This is a genomic window from Sorangiineae bacterium MSr11367, assembly GCA_037157805.1.
In the GTDB taxonomy this organism is placed as follows: Bacteria; Myxococcota_A; Polyangia; order Polyangiales; family Polyangiaceae; genus Pendulispora; species Pendulispora rubella.
Genome location: CP089983.1, coordinates 11,136,679 through 11,150,049 on the forward strand (window position 1 = coordinate 11,136,679; position 13,371 = coordinate 11,150,049).

A 13,371-nucleotide genomic window follows, 5' to 3' on the forward strand; every position below is an offset into this window, starting at 1 on the left:
GCGGGAATGCCGGAGTATTTTGGTGGTATGGCGGCTGCACTTGGCGAGGGCATGGGTCATAATTCCGCCATGGAGCGCACGGACCAGATCGAACCGGTTCACGGTCCTTATACGTGGGACGACTTCATCAAGCTGGATGAGGACGATCTTCGCGAGCTGATCGATGGCGAGCTCGTGGAGGTCGAGGTGCCGGGCTTACCGCATGAACATATCGTCGCCCATGTGGTGACGGAACTCAGGGTTTGGGCGAAACAGAACGGCGGACGCGTTTTCCCGTCGGGAGTCAAGGTGTACATCAGCGAACGGCGTGGCGTCATGCCAGACGCTCAGTACTACGCGAAGGACCATCCGGCTGCGCAGCGGCCTGTCGAGCGTCGCGTGCGGCGTTCCCCCGACCTTGCCGTGGAAGTGCTCTCGCCCTCGAGCCGGCGTATCGATCGCGTGGTTAAACTCGGCTATTACGCCAGCGTCGGCACGCTGGAATATTGGCTCATCGATCCAGAAGCCCAGACGCTCGATCGATATCTTTTGAAGAAGGGCCACTACATCCTGGCCGCTTCCCTGTCCGGTGCCGACGTTTTTCGACCGGAAACGTTGCCTGGGTTCGAATTGAGCTTGGGCGAGATTTGGCCAACCGAAGAAGATCAGCAATTCTACGATGTGATTGATGAACCCTCGCCGGACCTTCCTGCCCGCCTCCCGGACGAAGATCCGTAAACCTCACCCCATGAACGTCGTGTCGAGGGCGCCGACTTTGCGGAGTGCTTCGAACAGGGCGATGCCCACGGCATTGGCCAGATTGAGGGAGCGGACGGCGCCCAGGGTGGGGATGGCCACGACCCGGTCGGCGTGGGCTTCCAAGAGCTCTTCGGGCAGCCCGACGCTTTCGCGACCGAAGACGAGGGCGTCACCGGGGGCGAAGTCGGCCTCGAGGTAGCTGCGCGTGGCGACGGCGCTGAAGAGGTGGAGCTTGCCCGGGGTGGGGCCCTCCTTCGCGAAGGCGTGCTGGAAGTGCGAGAAATCCAGGTGGCGGCGAACGTCGACCAGGTGCCAATAGTCGACACCGGCGCGGCGCACGCTGTGCTCGTCGATGCGGAAGCCCAAGTTTCCGACCAGGTGCAGAGGTGAACCGGTGGCCGCGCCAAGGCGGGCGATATTTCCCGTGTTGGGAGGGATCTCCGGCTCCACCAGCACGATATGAAAGGGGTTTTGCACGGGATGCGCCCGAAGGCGCGGCGTTTTGTCGGTCGAAGGGGGCACGGTCCGCGTGCAAATAGCACGTGCCACGCCGTGCTACGCTAGGTGGATGCAGAACGCGCTCGCGACGCCCCTGGAAACGGTGCCTCGTGTCCCGGCGGAGGTCGAGCGCTTTCGTGTCGAATACCGCAAGGAGAACGTCGGCCCTCGCTACAGCGGGTGGTTGCACTTCGGATTCACCAGCGTGGGCTCCCTCGCGGTGTTGGGCTTCGCCATCTCCCGCGTGCACGACGTCGCACCGCTCGAGTGGCTCACGCTGCCCATCGCGTTTCTCTTCGCCAACGTGTGCGAGTACTTCGGCCACAAGGGTCCGATGCACCGGCCCAAGCCAGGCATGGGCCTGCTCTTTCAGCGGCACACGCGCGAGCACCACCACTTCTTCACCCACGATGCGATGGCCTACGAGTCCTCGCGCGACTTCAAGATGGTGCTCTTTCCCCCGGTGATGCTCTTCTTCTTCCTCGGGGTCATCGCCACGCCGGTCGCGGGACTTCTCTTCCTGGTGTCCACCGCAAACGTGGCCTGGCTCTTCATCGTGGTCGCCATGGGCTACTTTTTGACCTACGAATGGCTTCACTTCATCTATCACCTGGACGAAGGCTCGTTCGTGGGTCGCTTGCCGATGGTGAAAGTCCTCAGACGACACCACCAGAGACATCACGACAAGGCGCTCATGGGGAGGTGGAATTTCAACATCACATTCCCAATCAGCGATCGGGTGTTCGGCACGTACTACGTTGAAAATCGGCGCGAGTAAGCGCAAACGTCCCGCCGCGGCCCACTGATCTTGTGAGCGTCATGTGCGCCTCATGTGCGCGCAGGCCGAAAGATCGGCCAGCGGGAGGGCGGGAGCGGGTGGTAGGCTCGCGGGCCGACATGAGCACTCCCGTGGCCCCCGAACTGCGCAATCGCAACTGGCTCATCAACCCTCGTTTCCAGCTCAAATACACAGGGATGCTGGTTGGGGTCGTCGCCTTCGTCATGCTGGCCCTGGGCTTCGTCATCGGCAAGACGGCCAACACGGCCGCCGAGTACGCCCAGCTCGCAACGATGCAGGCGGAGAAGGCGATGAAGGAGTCGCAGGTCAATTCGCAGCTCACGCGCGAGAGCGTCCTTATGAGCGGCAATCCCGAGCTCCTCAAGGTCGTCGAGGAAGGGCTTTCCGAGACCGACCGTCAGGCGGAAGCCAACCTGCAAGCCGTCCAGAGCAACCGCGCGGCCATTGAAATGCAGCGCAAAATGGTCTTTGCCGTGCTCATTTTCGCCGGGGTGGCGCTCACGGTGGTGCTCACCATCATGGGCGTGTTCATCACCCGCCGCGTGGTTGGGCCCGTGCACAAGATCAAGCGTCTGCTCCGCCGTGTGGGCACCGGCCGTCTCGTGGTGACCGAACGGCTCCGCCGCGGGGACGAGCTCGAAGACCTGTTCGACACCTTCATGCAGATGACCTGGTCGCTCAAAGCTCTGCAAACAGGCCGCATCGCCACCTTGGACGCGACCATGCGCAAGGCGGAAGCGACCGGCGCCTCGCCCGAGGTGCTCGATGGGCTGCGCGTGCTGCGCGCGCAAATGGTCCTCGGTCTCACCAAACGACTCACGCGGACGTCCATCGTATGAAGGGCGAGGCACTCATCCGCGAGACGGTCGAGACGGTCTGCGAGCTGTTCGAGCGCGGAGATTACAACCCTACCGCCATTATCGACTTGGGTGTGCTCGTCGCCAACGCCGACGGCACCATCGACGATGACGAGGTCGAGGCCCTGCGCCTCATCTTTGGGCGCCTGCTGCGCACCCAGCTCGACGTGGACCTGGTCAGTCCTCTTATCGTGGCAAGCCGAGAGGTCATCGATGCCGCAGGGGTAGGCTCGCGCCTCCGCTTGATTGCCGAGATCCTCAAAGACTGCGACGCCGTCGAGGAAGGCGTGATTGTCGCACTAGGAATCGCCTATTCGAGCGAAGGTTTCTCGGCGTCCGAACGCACCCTGATCGGCTCCTTGGCGCAAGCTTGCAATCTGCCATCCTCGCGCCTGGAGGAACTCATCGAAACTGTTCGCCTTGCGGTAGAGGCTCCGTAAGGCGAAGATTATTGTCATGGCTGACAAGGGGCGCTGGTCGATCGTCAACCCAGCGGGCGAAGAGGTCACGTTCGAATCGCGCGACGATCTGAAACGAGCGGTGCTCGACGACGAGATCGAGCCGCATGCCGAATCGATTCCACCCGATCCGCCGGCCGAAGCCGCGCCGGCGGATGCCGCGCCGGCCGAAACCGCGCCGGCGGATGCCGCGCCGCCCGAAGCCGCGCCACCCGAAGCCGCGCCGGCCGAAGCTGCACGGCCCGACGAGCGACCCGCGGTCACGCAGAGCAATCGCCCCACGCCTTTCATGGGCGAGGCCGAGGTGCTCGATGCCGAAGCGCGCGCCTCGGTGAGCAACGGGCGCGCGGCCATGCTGCCCAGCGAAAGCGAGATCGCGGAGGACGCCGAGCCGCCGTCGTCAGCCGGCGAGATGATGGACGAGCCGACGCTCCAGTATTCGAAGCCGCTGTCCGTGCCGCCGATGCCTTCGCGCAAATCGCCGCCCGAGGACGAGTCCTCGCCTCTCTCGTTGTCGGAGGTCGGTGGCGTCGAAGCGCCTCCGTCGGTGGAAACCTTCGAGCAAGCGGAGAGAAGCGATGACGACACAAACGATGCGCAGAGCGCGCACGTCGAAAAAATCGTCATCAGTCCGGACGACAGCGTCTCGCTGACCCTGCCGCTCGTTGGCCCGGGCTCGGTGAAGGCGGTCACCGAGGGGAAGGACGACGAGGACGACGAAGAAGACGACGACGAAAAGACCGCCGAGATGGAGGTGGAAGCCTCCGAGCTCGAAGGCGATGACGGCCCCCAGACGCTCAAGCGTCCTTCGGCCACGGTCATCGTGCGCGAGCCAACGCCGACGCCACCACCGCTCCCCGTGAACGTGGCCGCCGGGGATAGGCGCTCGAGCAAACCGGCCCTTCCTCCGCTGCCCGCGTCGACGCGGGCGTCCGCGGCGCCACCGCTCCAGCGCCTTTCACCGCCGCCGCGCATCTCGCTCAAGCCGGAGACGATCCCACCGGTGCGCGGGAGCATCACGCGACCGTCGTTGCCGCCGCCGGACATCATCCCGGATGGGCCGCCGGCGGCCGCCGCGCCGGTCCCGGCACCGGCGACCGCCGCCGTGGCCGCGAAGAAGGCGTCCATCCGCAAACCGAGCTGGATCGTGCCCATCGCGCTGGTCGGCGTCGGCATCGCGTTCTGGCTCGGTACGAAATCGAACCACGTCCCCGCACCTGAAAGTGCGACCAAGGACCCGAAGCCCGCGGAAACCCAGGCGACGCCCACCGCAGAGGCCACGCCCGTCGCCGTGAGCTCGTCGACCATGGCCACGCCGGCTCCGTCGGCCGCGCCCGAGGAACCGCCGCACGCGATCGAGCCTTCGGTGCCTTCGGAGCCTGCGACCGCGAGTGCAGCCCCGGTGGCGAGCACCCCGCCGGCCAGCGTCGCTCCGTCCGCCGTCCCGCCGGCCGCGCAGCCGGCGACGCCCGAGAAGCCGGCAACCCCGCGTCCCAGCGCATCGACGCCCTCGGGTCCTCCCGGCAGTGTCATCGCGGCCAACGATCCCCTCGGCCCGATGTTGCGTCGCGCCGCACAGGTGCAGCGCAACGGCGACTACGGCACCGCGCGGCAGATCTACCAGCAGCTGCTCCAGAAGGAGCCGAAGAACCCCGAGGTTCTCGCGGGCCTCGGCGACACGTCGCGCGCACTCGGGGACAAGGCCAGCGCGCGCAGCTACTATGCGCGCGCGCTCGACGCGAGCTCGTCCTTTCTACCCGCGCTGCTCGGCCTCGCCGACACGGAGTGGGATCTCGGCGATCGTGCGGCCGCGCAGAAGCACTACGCCGCTATCGTAGAACACCATACCAACGCACCCGAAAGAGCACGTCAGCGAGCCAAAGCTAGCGTGACGCCTTGAACACGCCGAGGTCATGATAATCTCATGACCATGCCGACGGCCGCCCGAGATCTGTGGCAACCGATGCTCGAAGGATTCGTTCGACTGCGCAGCAAGTGGCCGCGCCGTGGTTGGAGCTGGGACAATCGCCTCAACTGCGTGACGTCCTCCATCAACGCGGATCTGGAGAACGAAGCGCGCCTCGTCGCACTCGAAGGACTTCCCTCCGAGTGGACCTCGTCGAGCCTCTCCGGTGCCCCGCCGCGCGTGCGCGATCTGGCGGAGCGCTCCGGAGGCCTTCGCTCGGGCCAGCTTCTCTACTCGGCAGGCCCCGTCGCCGGAGTCCTTGCGTACGGCCTCTGGTGGCCCTGGGGCGACGGCGTGACCATCTCCCTGCGCATCGGTCTGGACATCGGCATCATGGACGAACCGTACCCGCGCTTCCGCGACGTCTTCGGCGTGGAGCTTTAGTGTCGCTCTTTACGGGGGCCGTCGTTCTGATCACCGGCGCGTCGTCGGGCATCGGCGTCGAGATCGCGCGGCAGACGGCGGCGCGCGTCAAGGCGCTCGTCCTGGTGGCACGCCGCATCGACCGGCTCGAGCAGCTCAAAGAGGAACTCGTGCGCGTGCACCCGCGTCTCCAGGTGCACGTGTGCGGCTGCGATCTCGCCGATCGCGACGCCGTACGCGAGATGCTCTCGTCGGTGGAGCGCGCGACCGGCGGCGTGGACGTGCTGGTGAACAACGCCGGCTTTGGTGACCTCGGCGTCTTCGATCGCGCCGACTGGGACAAGACCGAGCGCATGATCACGCTGAACGTCACGGCCCTCACGTACCTCACGCACCGCCTCGTGCCGGGCATGGTCGAGCGCGCGCGCGGCGGCATCCTCAATGTGAGCTCCGGCTTCGGCCTCGCCTTCATGCCGGGGTTCTCCGTCTACATTGGGACGAAGCACTACGTCACGGGATTCACCGAATCGCTCCGTCTCGATCTGGCGGGCACCGGCGTGACGGTCACCCAAGTTTGCCCCGGCCCGGTCAAAACCGAGTTCAAAGAGACCCTCGGAAACTTCACCGGCGCCGACGCCCCGGGCTTCGTCGAGATCAGCGCCGCCGAATGCGCCCGGGCGGCCCTCCGCGGGTTCGAACGCGGACGTGCCCTGGTCATCCCGGGGTTCGTCATCCGCGTGCTCATGCTCCTCAACGCGATCTCTCCGCGCTGGCTGAAACGGCTGCTCTACGCTCCCGCGGCCCGCAAGTTGCGGCAAATCCAAAAGACCGCCGAGGAGCGAACGGCGCAGGCGGGGGAAGCGAAAACGTAGGCCCAAGGAGGAAGCATTTGCATCGGCGGGGCTCTCTGTGCGTCCATCGGGGGCAAATGAATCTCGTTTCGCGGAGGTTTTCCTTGGCCGCATTGGGTGCGCTGCTCGCCCTATCGGCCATGCCGATGGCCGCGGCTCAAACGGCCGAAGGCTTTCTCACCGTATCGTCCACGCCCCCGGCCAAGGTCATCATCGACGACCACGATTCGGGCAAAACCACGCCCGTCGAAGGCATGCGCCTCGCCGTCGGCGATCACAAGCTCACCTTGGTCAACGGCAACGTCAAGCGCACCCTCGGCTTCACCATCACCGCGGGGCAAACCACGCGGCTCAAGATCAATCTCTAGTGTGCGCTTACTCGCCGACGCGAAGGCTTACTTGACGACGCGAAGGTAGGGCGGGAGCTCTCGCTTCGGACGCGACGTCGGCGGGGGCCTCGGGCCAAGCACCTCGGCCTCCGAGTCGCTGGCGTCGTCGCTTCGCAGCGGGTTTCGCGAGTCGCTGGCCACGGGCGGCACGGCCGAAAGGCGCGGTCCACCTGGCGGCGCGGACGGTCTCGCCCCACCCGCCCCCGCTTGCGGAGCCCATTCTTCGGGCGCCGGCGTGACGCGCGGTCGCTTGACCACGTTCTTCTTTTTCTTGCCCGCGCCGGTGTCGTCCGACGGCGGCCCGGCCTCGGCGATGCGGCGCGGTCCCTTCTTCGGGGCGATACCTGCCGCAGCGGCCTTGCCGTTGTCGGGGCTCGCCTCCTTGGGACCTGGCGCGACCTGCACGGGACGCGTCTGGCGCGAAACTTCCACCGGAACATCGTCCGGCCACACCATGCCGCGACCGTCCTCGCCCACCATGGCGAAGACGCTCGCCCATGGCACCACGCAGTGGAACGGCGACCGGTTGAAGCTGAGCGTGCAGCTCATGCCGTCCTCGTCGAGGTGCAGGTCCGGAATGGGCACGGGCATGTTGAGCCCGATCTGCAACACGAGCTGCGGCTGGCTTTTAAACCAGGGTGGAACGATCACGCTGGTCACGCGTGGATCGAGATGAACGTGGACGCTCGAGCGTTCCAACAGCGCGAGCGCGACCTCTTTTTTGGGGGGCAACGGACGGGACATCAGCTTCCGAGGGTTCATGCTACTACGACCTGGGGTCCCGGCGACAGCGGGGTCGGAAGGGGGGTGCTTCACAGCTCTTGGGCATACGATGCGCGCGCGGCAACGAGGCGCGCCAGTCGATCGTATAAAAACGGTGGGAGCATTCGGTTGATGGCGCTCAATGCATCGAGCGGCCACGGAAATGCGATGACGGCCGGCGCCCGTTCGAGCCGCCGAACCATGACGTGGGCTGCTTTTTGTGGCGACCACATCCATGGCGTCGGATGACGCCCGCGTGTCACCAGCGGTGTGTCCACGAAACCGGGCTGCACATCGGTTGCAAAAACGCCCGCGGGCGCGAGCTCGATGCGCATCGACTCGACGAAGGTGGAGAGCGCCGCTTTGCCTGCACTATACACGGCTGAATGCGGCATACCGCGCCGGCCGGCCAGGCTGCTCACGCCAACCAAGTGGCCCCGTTGCTGCGCGAGCATGATGGGAACGGCCGCCGCCAACGTGGCCACCGCACCGCGCAGATTGACATCGAGCACGCGCGCCACATCGGCCCACGGCATCGTACTTATGTGCCCGTAGCACCCGACGCCGGCATTGGCGATCACCATATCGAGACTCCCGAGCTCGCGATCCACACGGCGCACCGTATCGAAGACCGCATTGGCGTCCGCCACGTCGAGCGGGTGCACGCTGGCCTTTCCGCCGCACGCTGCGATCTCGGTTGCAACGCGCGCGAGATCCTCTTCGTGCCGGGCTGCAATCGCCACATGTGCGCCACGGCGCGCGTATTCGAGCGCGAGGGCGCGTCCTATCCCGCTGGAGGCTCCCGTGATAAAAACAGTGGAAGGCTGCATGAGAGAAACCACATTAGACCACGGCACGGCACGCGCGAAGTTTCCGTTCATGCGCCCTCCGATGCTGCGACCCCGGCTTCTTCCTGCATTCGAACGGATCTCGCGGTATCGCCTTCGAAAACGCGGCATTCAGAGCCGTTTCGTCGAGACCGACATCGCCAAGATGCACGTGCTCGACGGCAAAGGGCATGGCTCGCTGCCGCCCATCGTGGTCCTGCACGGCATCACCTCGTCGTCCGTTGCATTCGGGCCCTTGCTGGCGCTCCTGCAGAAGCACACACGCCGCATCATCGCCCCCGACGCGCCGGGACACGGATTTAGCGAGGTTCCGCGCGTCCCGCTGCAGCCGGAAAACTTGCTCGAGAACATGACGAGCGCTCTCGACCAGCTCCTCGACGAGCCGGCCATCGTCGTGGGCAACTCGCTGGGCGGTGCCATCGCCTTGCACTATGCCGCCACGCGGCCCGAGCGGGTGCGAAACCTGGTGCTGCTCTCCCCTGCCGGCGCTCTCTGGAGCGAGGAAGATTTGAAACGGCTCCTGCGCGCCTTCCGCATGGAGTCCCCGCGCGATGCGCGCAATTTCCTGAACACGATTTACCACCGCAAACCGTGGTTCGCTCCGCTCATCGCGGCCGACCTGGTGCACTCGTCGAAGCGGCCGGCGGTGGGGAGCCTTCTCGAGTCGGCAACGCCCAACAGCGGGGCCACGCCCGAGCAGCTCGCGACGTTGAAGATGCCCATTCTGTTTTGGTGGGGGCGCTCCGAGCGGCTTCTCCCCGCGAACGATTTCACCTACTTCAGCAAGCATCTTCCCAAGCATGCCATCATCGAGCGGCCCGAGGGGATTGGCCACTGCCCGCACTTCGACGATCCGCGCGGCACGTGCCGTCGCATCGTGGAGTTCGCGCAGTCGAACATGCTCTAGGTTCCATAGCGTACGAGGCGACGGATCGTGCCGTCGCCGCGAACGACAACGTACACGTACGCGTCGTCGACGACGATGCCGCGCGGATCGTTCAGGTCGTCGAGCAGCGTCTCGACGTCCGTTCCGGATCTCTGGATCCTGCGGAGCGAGCCCTTTTCGCCGTTGCTGACGGTGAAGTAGACGAACGCCCCGTCGAGGGCGACGGACGCGATGACCCCTTGCCCCGAGGCCATGGTTTCGACCGTTGATTGGCGGCAGTTCTGGAGCGCATCGAGCGCATCGGGCCGATGCGTCTGCAAAATCCGTCCGTCGGAGGTCGCCCAATAGAGTGCGAGAGGATCCGAATCGCTGGAGACCAAAGACTGCACGCCCGCGTCACTGGCCACGAAGGTACAAGCACCGCTTCCGTCCGTGCCATCGCCGCCGAGCGTCGTCTCGGAAAGGCCGTTCGCGTCGCCCCAGACGACGTCTTTGGTTTCGCGCGGAACAATGATGGGGCCGGGTTTGACGGCCTTCCTCGAGAGCGCGATGATCGGAGCGCCCATACCGATACGGTTTGCAACGACGGGCGTGCCGGTTGGCGCGGCGGAGTTCGTCCAAACGGCGACGTCATTCTCTCGCACGGCCATGCCGGCAGGAGACAGTTGCCCCCTCGCGATCGGGCGCTCTTGCCAATGCGACGCCCCGGTGCCGAGCGAGGCGATCATCACGTCACCGCTGTCGAAGTTGGCCCAGCCGACCACGACGCTCGGCCCGACGGAGAGGCCGCGCGGATTCTCTTGGCCCGCCGTGGACACGGGCTCCGGTGCACCGTTGCAGCCTCGGATGGGGCAACGCTCCACCATCCCGCCGTTGCGGGCCGTGGTGAAGTAGAGAAAATCGGGCGCAATGGCCAATTCGTCCGGCGCGGGTAGCCCGGAAATGAACACGGCCTCCGGAGCCTTCGCGTCGTTCGCCGCATCCCCCGCATCGACCTGGCTCGACGGACGAACCCCATCGCCCAAGCCTTCGAGACTGCACTGCAAGGCGAACAAGCCCGACGAGACCGCGAGAAGGGCGCCCCACGAAGACGCGTGCCGAATCATGAAACCGGTCCACGTCATAGCAGGCCACGGCCAAAACCGCCCGCGCTGCAAGGCGCCGTGAGGGCTTTGCGCCCCGATCGGTGGGCCGCTCCCCACGATGTTCGAGGCATATCTCGCGAATGCCTGCGACGCCACGATGGCACCGACTGTGCTTTAGCGACCCACCCGAAACACCAACGAAATAATCTCCCAAGGATGCCTGGAGGTCGCGTGGGTTACGAAACGAGATTTTTACACTTGGCCGCGGTGCTGGCCGTTGCCGCCGTCGGATGCAGTTCATCATCGGATTCTCCCGACAACGGGTCGACGAAGGACCCCCAGGGCAACCCCGACGGAAATGGCAATGGCAAACCCGATGCAGGAAGCGGGTGGCCCGGCGAGACGACGGACGGTGGGACCACCGTGCCGCCGGTGCAGCCGAAACCCGCGGTGAGCACGTTTGCGGAGTTGGGCGTGACGCCGTTCGATGCCGATCGCGACGACCTCGTCGGGCCGAGTGGATGGGATGCGCAATATGGCAAATTGCCGGAGCTCGTCCCCGCCGCCGGCGCCTCGTACGTGGACGTGGCCGTGCGCAACACCAATGAGACGCCGGCGCGTGAAATCGCCGTTGTTCGTGTGGAGCCCGATGCTGCGGGCACGTGGCGCGTCACGCGTGCCTACAAAGTGCGGTCACTCGGCAATTTGCTGGGGTTCGCGCGCGGTGCGGACGGAAGTTACTATTACGCAACTGGATCCAAGGATCCGGACGTTACCACGTCCTTCCCTGCCCCGAAGCAGCATCGTTCGAATGTTCTGCGTGCGCTTCATTTCGATTCAGAGGGGAAAACTCTATTCGACGTCGATATCGACATTGCACGAGAATCCGCGAACAAGGCGTCGGAGCCCATCGTGACACCGGGCCGGGCGTCGAGTTCGCGGCTGTCCGTCGCGGGCAACACGCTCGCACTCGTACACGGTATTTCCACGGAGCCCGACGGAGCCGGCACACGCCACCAAAAGGCAGCGTCGACCTTCTTCGATGCGAGTACGGGCGCGGTCCGCGGAACGTCGAGCATCTGGGTGAGCCACTCGTTCGATCAGCGCCACCTGGTCGACGGGAATGACATTTACGAATTCCACCTAGGGGATGCCTACCCGCGAGCCACCGCCATCGGGCGTATTCGCGATTCGAAATCGGGGAGTCTGCAAATGGCTTTTCGTCCGAAGGGAGCTCAGGGACAGAACAACACGTTCACGCGGCTCGGCAATCTGGTCCGCATCGACGCCGGCGCGGGCAAGGGAAGCTTTCTCGGTCTGCTCGCCACCGAGCGCACGGCGGACACGGGCAGCCTCGTGTCCGGCTCGCGCGATCTGGCCCTCGTGCGCTTGACGCCGGATCTCGCAAAAGGCGGTGAGGCCAGCGCCGTCGACGCGACCTTCGGCGAAGAGTCGGCGGTGAACTCCGGTGGCGAGAATGCGACCAATCGCCTTCGCTATCTGACGGATTACCACACGAGTGCCCCCGGAAAGACCCACGCCGAGCGCCCGAAACTCGTCCCCATTGGAAACGGCGAATTCATCGTGCTCTACGAAGAGTGGGCGCTGAGCGGGGACAAGTCCACGTACAACGGCACCTACGCCCTGCGCATCGACGGCGATGGAACCATCCGCGCGGCGGCCACCAAGGTGTCGCAGCATCACCTCCCACGCGGCGACGATGCCTTTGCCTACGGCGGCGGCGCGGCGTGGATCACCGGTGACAAAACGAAGCGGTCGCTCACCGTTCACATGGTTTCCGCGAGCCTCGCCGCTTCGGATCACGTGATTCCTTAGGAACGGGTCGGGGCGAGTTCCGCCAGGAGGGACTCGCCCGACCACCGACGCCGGTTGCCGTTTTCGGCTTCGTGGACGAGCGCGGTCAACCGCTCGTTCACGGGGGCGCGCTCGCCGACGGACGTGGCGAGGCGCACCAGTTCTCCATTGATCCAATCGACCTCGGTCGCGCGGCCCACGTTCAGGTCCTCCCACATCGACGAGCGCGCGTGCGGATCGATGGCAATCATCTTTTGCGCGAGGCGGCGAAAAAGCCAATCCGGGGTGCGCAATACGCGCGGAATCCATTGCGGCGGCAACGACGTCACTTGCGCTGGCTGAATGCCCGCGGCGCGCAGGACACGTAGCCCTTCGAGCTGCGCCAGCGCGACGCAGCGGCGATACGCTCGCTGCGAGAGTTGCTCTTTCAGTGGCAAATCGGACAGTGCATTGATGGCGTTGTTCAGATTGAGAAGCAGCTTCGCCCATTGCACCGAGCGCATGGCTGCCTGTTGATGCAACGGCAGCCCGGCGCGCTCGAACAGCCCTTCGAAGGGCGCGAGCGCAGCATGCTTCTCCACGTCGAGTGAGCCCTGCGAGCCCTGATGAAAGTGCCCCTTGCCGGAGTTCACCGTGTTGAAGAGCACCATGCCCGCGAGCACCGTGTGCGAGGGCAGATGGCGGCGAAGCACGTCGGCATTGCCCACGCCGTTCTGGAAGCTGACGATCACGGTCGGCTTGTCCAGCGCCGCGTCCAGCGCGCGCGCCGCATCCTCCGTGCCGCTGGACTTCACGGTCACCAGCACGAGATCCGCCTGCAAGGGGCGGGACACGTCCGTGTCGAAGCGCACCCCCGCCGCGGGCACCTTCATGTCGGCGCCCAGGTAGTCCGTGAGGTGCAGCCCGTGCTCTCGAAGTTCCCTACCGAGCCGCTCGCGGCCGATGAAGCTCACCGAGCCCCCCGCCGCGCGCAAGCGCCCCCCCACGTAGCAACCGATGCTTCCTGCTCCGAAGACGCAGATTTCCTTCGACATGTCGAACCCGAAGCCTTCCCCG

General features: G+C 65.5%; 15 protein-coding genes. 10 read left to right on the forward strand and 5 right to left on the reverse strand.

Annotation, left to right across the window (positions count from 1 at the left end):
* The first annotated feature begins 27 nt into the window (after window positions 1–27).
* Window positions 28–717, forward strand: a complete 690-nt coding sequence (locus tag LVJ94_43250) for a Uma2 family endonuclease (GenBank protein ID WXB03711.1) — start codon at window positions 28–30, stop codon at window positions 715–717.
* Window positions 718–720: 3 nt separating this feature from the next.
* On the opposite strand, the gene LVJ94_43255 is transcribed toward LVJ94_43250, so the two are convergent.
* A complete protein-coding gene (locus LVJ94_43255) occupies window positions 721–1,260 on the reverse strand; it encodes a tRNA (cytidine(34)-2'-O)-methyltransferase (protein WXB03712.1) in 540 nt (179 codons plus the stop codon).
* A gap of 46 nt (window positions 1,261–1,306) precedes the next feature.
* Here LVJ94_43255 and LVJ94_43260 point away from each other — a divergent pair, with 46 nt between their 5' ends.
* From LVJ94_43260 to LVJ94_43290, 7 genes are all read left to right on the forward strand, one after another.
* On the forward strand, window positions 1,307–2,014 hold the full coding sequence (locus LVJ94_43260) for a sterol desaturase family protein (protein ID WXB03713.1): 708 nt from the start codon (window positions 1,307–1,309) through the stop codon (window positions 2,012–2,014).
* A 119-nt stretch (window positions 2,015–2,133) separates the two neighbouring features.
* Window positions 2,134–2,874 carry a HAMP domain-containing protein gene (locus tag LVJ94_43265; protein WXB03714.1) on the forward strand — a complete coding sequence of 247 codons (741 nt, stop codon included), beginning with the start codon at window positions 2,134–2,136 and terminating at the stop codon, window positions 2,872–2,874.
* A complete protein-coding gene (locus tag LVJ94_43270) occupies window positions 2,871–3,332 on the forward strand; it encodes a TerB family tellurite resistance protein (GenBank protein ID WXB03715.1) in 462 nt (153 codons plus the stop codon). The genes LVJ94_43265 and LVJ94_43270 overlap by 4 nt, the downstream gene beginning before the upstream one ends.
* 16 nt (window positions 3,333–3,348) lie before the next feature.
* The gene (locus tag LVJ94_43275) at window positions 3,349–5,250 is read left to right on the forward strand and encodes a tetratricopeptide repeat protein (protein ID WXB03716.1); all 1,902 of its coding nucleotides are present in this window, start codon (window positions 3,349–3,351) and stop codon (window positions 5,248–5,250) included.
* A gap of 24 nt (window positions 5,251–5,274) precedes the next feature.
* Entirely contained in the window at window positions 5,275–5,700 is a 426-nt protein-coding gene (locus LVJ94_43280) for a hypothetical protein (protein ID WXB03717.1), read from the forward strand.
* Window positions 5,700–6,551: an SDR family oxidoreductase gene (locus tag LVJ94_43285; GenBank protein ID WXB03718.1), complete on the forward strand. Its 852-nt coding sequence runs from the start codon at window positions 5,700–5,702 to the stop codon at window positions 6,549–6,551. The genes LVJ94_43280 and LVJ94_43285 overlap by 1 nt, the downstream gene beginning before the upstream one ends.
* Before the next feature lie 83 nt (window positions 6,552–6,634).
* Window positions 6,635–6,898: a PEGA domain-containing protein gene (locus LVJ94_43290; GenBank protein ID WXB03719.1), complete on the forward strand. Its 264-nt coding sequence runs from the start codon at window positions 6,635–6,637 to the stop codon at window positions 6,896–6,898.
* A 27-nt stretch (window positions 6,899–6,925) separates the two neighbouring features.
* Here the strand turns inward: LVJ94_43290 and LVJ94_43295 are convergent, their stop codons facing one another.
* On the reverse strand, window positions 6,926–7,681 hold the full coding sequence (locus LVJ94_43295) for a ClpXP protease specificity-enhancing factor SspB (protein WXB03720.1): 756 nt from the start codon (window positions 7,679–7,681) through the stop codon (window positions 6,926–6,928).
* Between the two features lie 50 nt (window positions 7,682–7,731).
* On the reverse strand, window positions 7,732–8,511 hold the full coding sequence (locus tag LVJ94_43300; protein ID WXB03721.1) for an SDR family NAD(P)-dependent oxidoreductase: 780 nt from the start codon (window positions 8,509–8,511) through the stop codon (window positions 7,732–7,734).
* Window positions 8,512–8,674: 163 nt separating this feature from the next.
* Between LVJ94_43300 and LVJ94_43305 the strand changes: the two genes are divergently transcribed.
* On the forward strand, window positions 8,675–9,436 hold the full coding sequence (locus LVJ94_43305; GenBank protein WXB10802.1) for an alpha/beta hydrolase: 762 nt from the start codon (window positions 8,675–8,677) through the stop codon (window positions 9,434–9,436).
* On the opposite strand, the gene LVJ94_43310 is transcribed toward LVJ94_43305, so the two are convergent.
* Window positions 9,433–10,521, reverse strand: coding sequence for a hypothetical protein (locus LVJ94_43310; protein WXB03722.1), 1,089 nt, complete (start codon window positions 10,519–10,521; stop codon window positions 9,433–9,435). The genes LVJ94_43305 and LVJ94_43310 overlap by 4 nt on opposite strands.
* A gap of 210 nt (window positions 10,522–10,731) precedes the next feature.
* Here LVJ94_43310 and LVJ94_43315 point away from each other — a divergent pair, with 210 nt between their 5' ends.
* Entirely contained in the window at window positions 10,732–12,336 is a 1,605-nt protein-coding gene (locus LVJ94_43315; protein ID WXB03723.1) for a hypothetical protein, read from the forward strand.
* Here LVJ94_43315 and LVJ94_43320 read toward each other — a convergent pair.
* Window positions 12,333–13,349, reverse strand: coding sequence for a 2-dehydropantoate 2-reductase (locus LVJ94_43320; GenBank protein ID WXB03724.1), 1,017 nt, complete (start codon window positions 13,347–13,349; stop codon window positions 12,333–12,335). The genes LVJ94_43315 and LVJ94_43320 overlap by 4 nt on opposite strands.
* Between the last annotated feature and the right edge of the window lie 22 nt (window positions 13,350–13,371).

Bases quoted from the DNA above. Each gene is read 5' to 3' on its own strand.
- LVJ94_43300 (WXB03721.1), bottom strand. From the start codon at position 8,511: ATGCAGCCTTCCACTGTTTTTATCACGGGAGCCTCCAGCGGGATAGGA.
- LVJ94_43260 (WXB03713.1), top strand. From the start codon at position 1,307: ATGCAGAACGCGCTCGCGACGCCCCTGGAAACGGTGCCTCGTGTCCCG.
- LVJ94_43275 (WXB03716.1), top strand. From the start codon at position 3,349: ATGGCTGACAAGGGGCGCTGGTCGATCGTCAACCCAGCGGGCGAAGAG.
- LVJ94_43280 (WXB03717.1), top strand. From the start codon at position 5,275: ATGACCATGCCGACGGCCGCCCGAGATCTGTGGCAACCGATGCTCGAA.
- LVJ94_43320 (WXB03724.1), bottom strand. From the start codon at position 13,349: ATGTCGAAGGAAATCTGCGTCTTCGGAGCAGGAAGCATCGGTTGCTAC.
- LVJ94_43250 (WXB03711.1), top strand. From the start codon at position 28: ATGGCGGCTGCACTTGGCGAGGGCATGGGTCATAATTCCGCCATGGAG.
- LVJ94_43305 (WXB10802.1), top strand. From the start codon at position 8,675: ATGCACGTGCTCGACGGCAAAGGGCATGGCTCGCTGCCGCCCATCGTG.
- LVJ94_43295 (WXB03720.1), bottom strand. From the start codon at position 7,681: ATGAACCCTCGGAAGCTGATGTCCCGTCCGTTGCCCCCCAAAAAAGAG.
- LVJ94_43265 (WXB03714.1), top strand. From the start codon at position 2,134: ATGAGCACTCCCGTGGCCCCCGAACTGCGCAATCGCAACTGGCTCATC.
- LVJ94_43310 (WXB03722.1), bottom strand. From the start codon at position 10,521: ATGATTCGGCACGCGTCTTCGTGGGGCGCCCTTCTCGCGGTCTCGTCG.
- LVJ94_43270 (WXB03715.1), top strand. From the start codon at position 2,871: ATGAAGGGCGAGGCACTCATCCGCGAGACGGTCGAGACGGTCTGCGAG.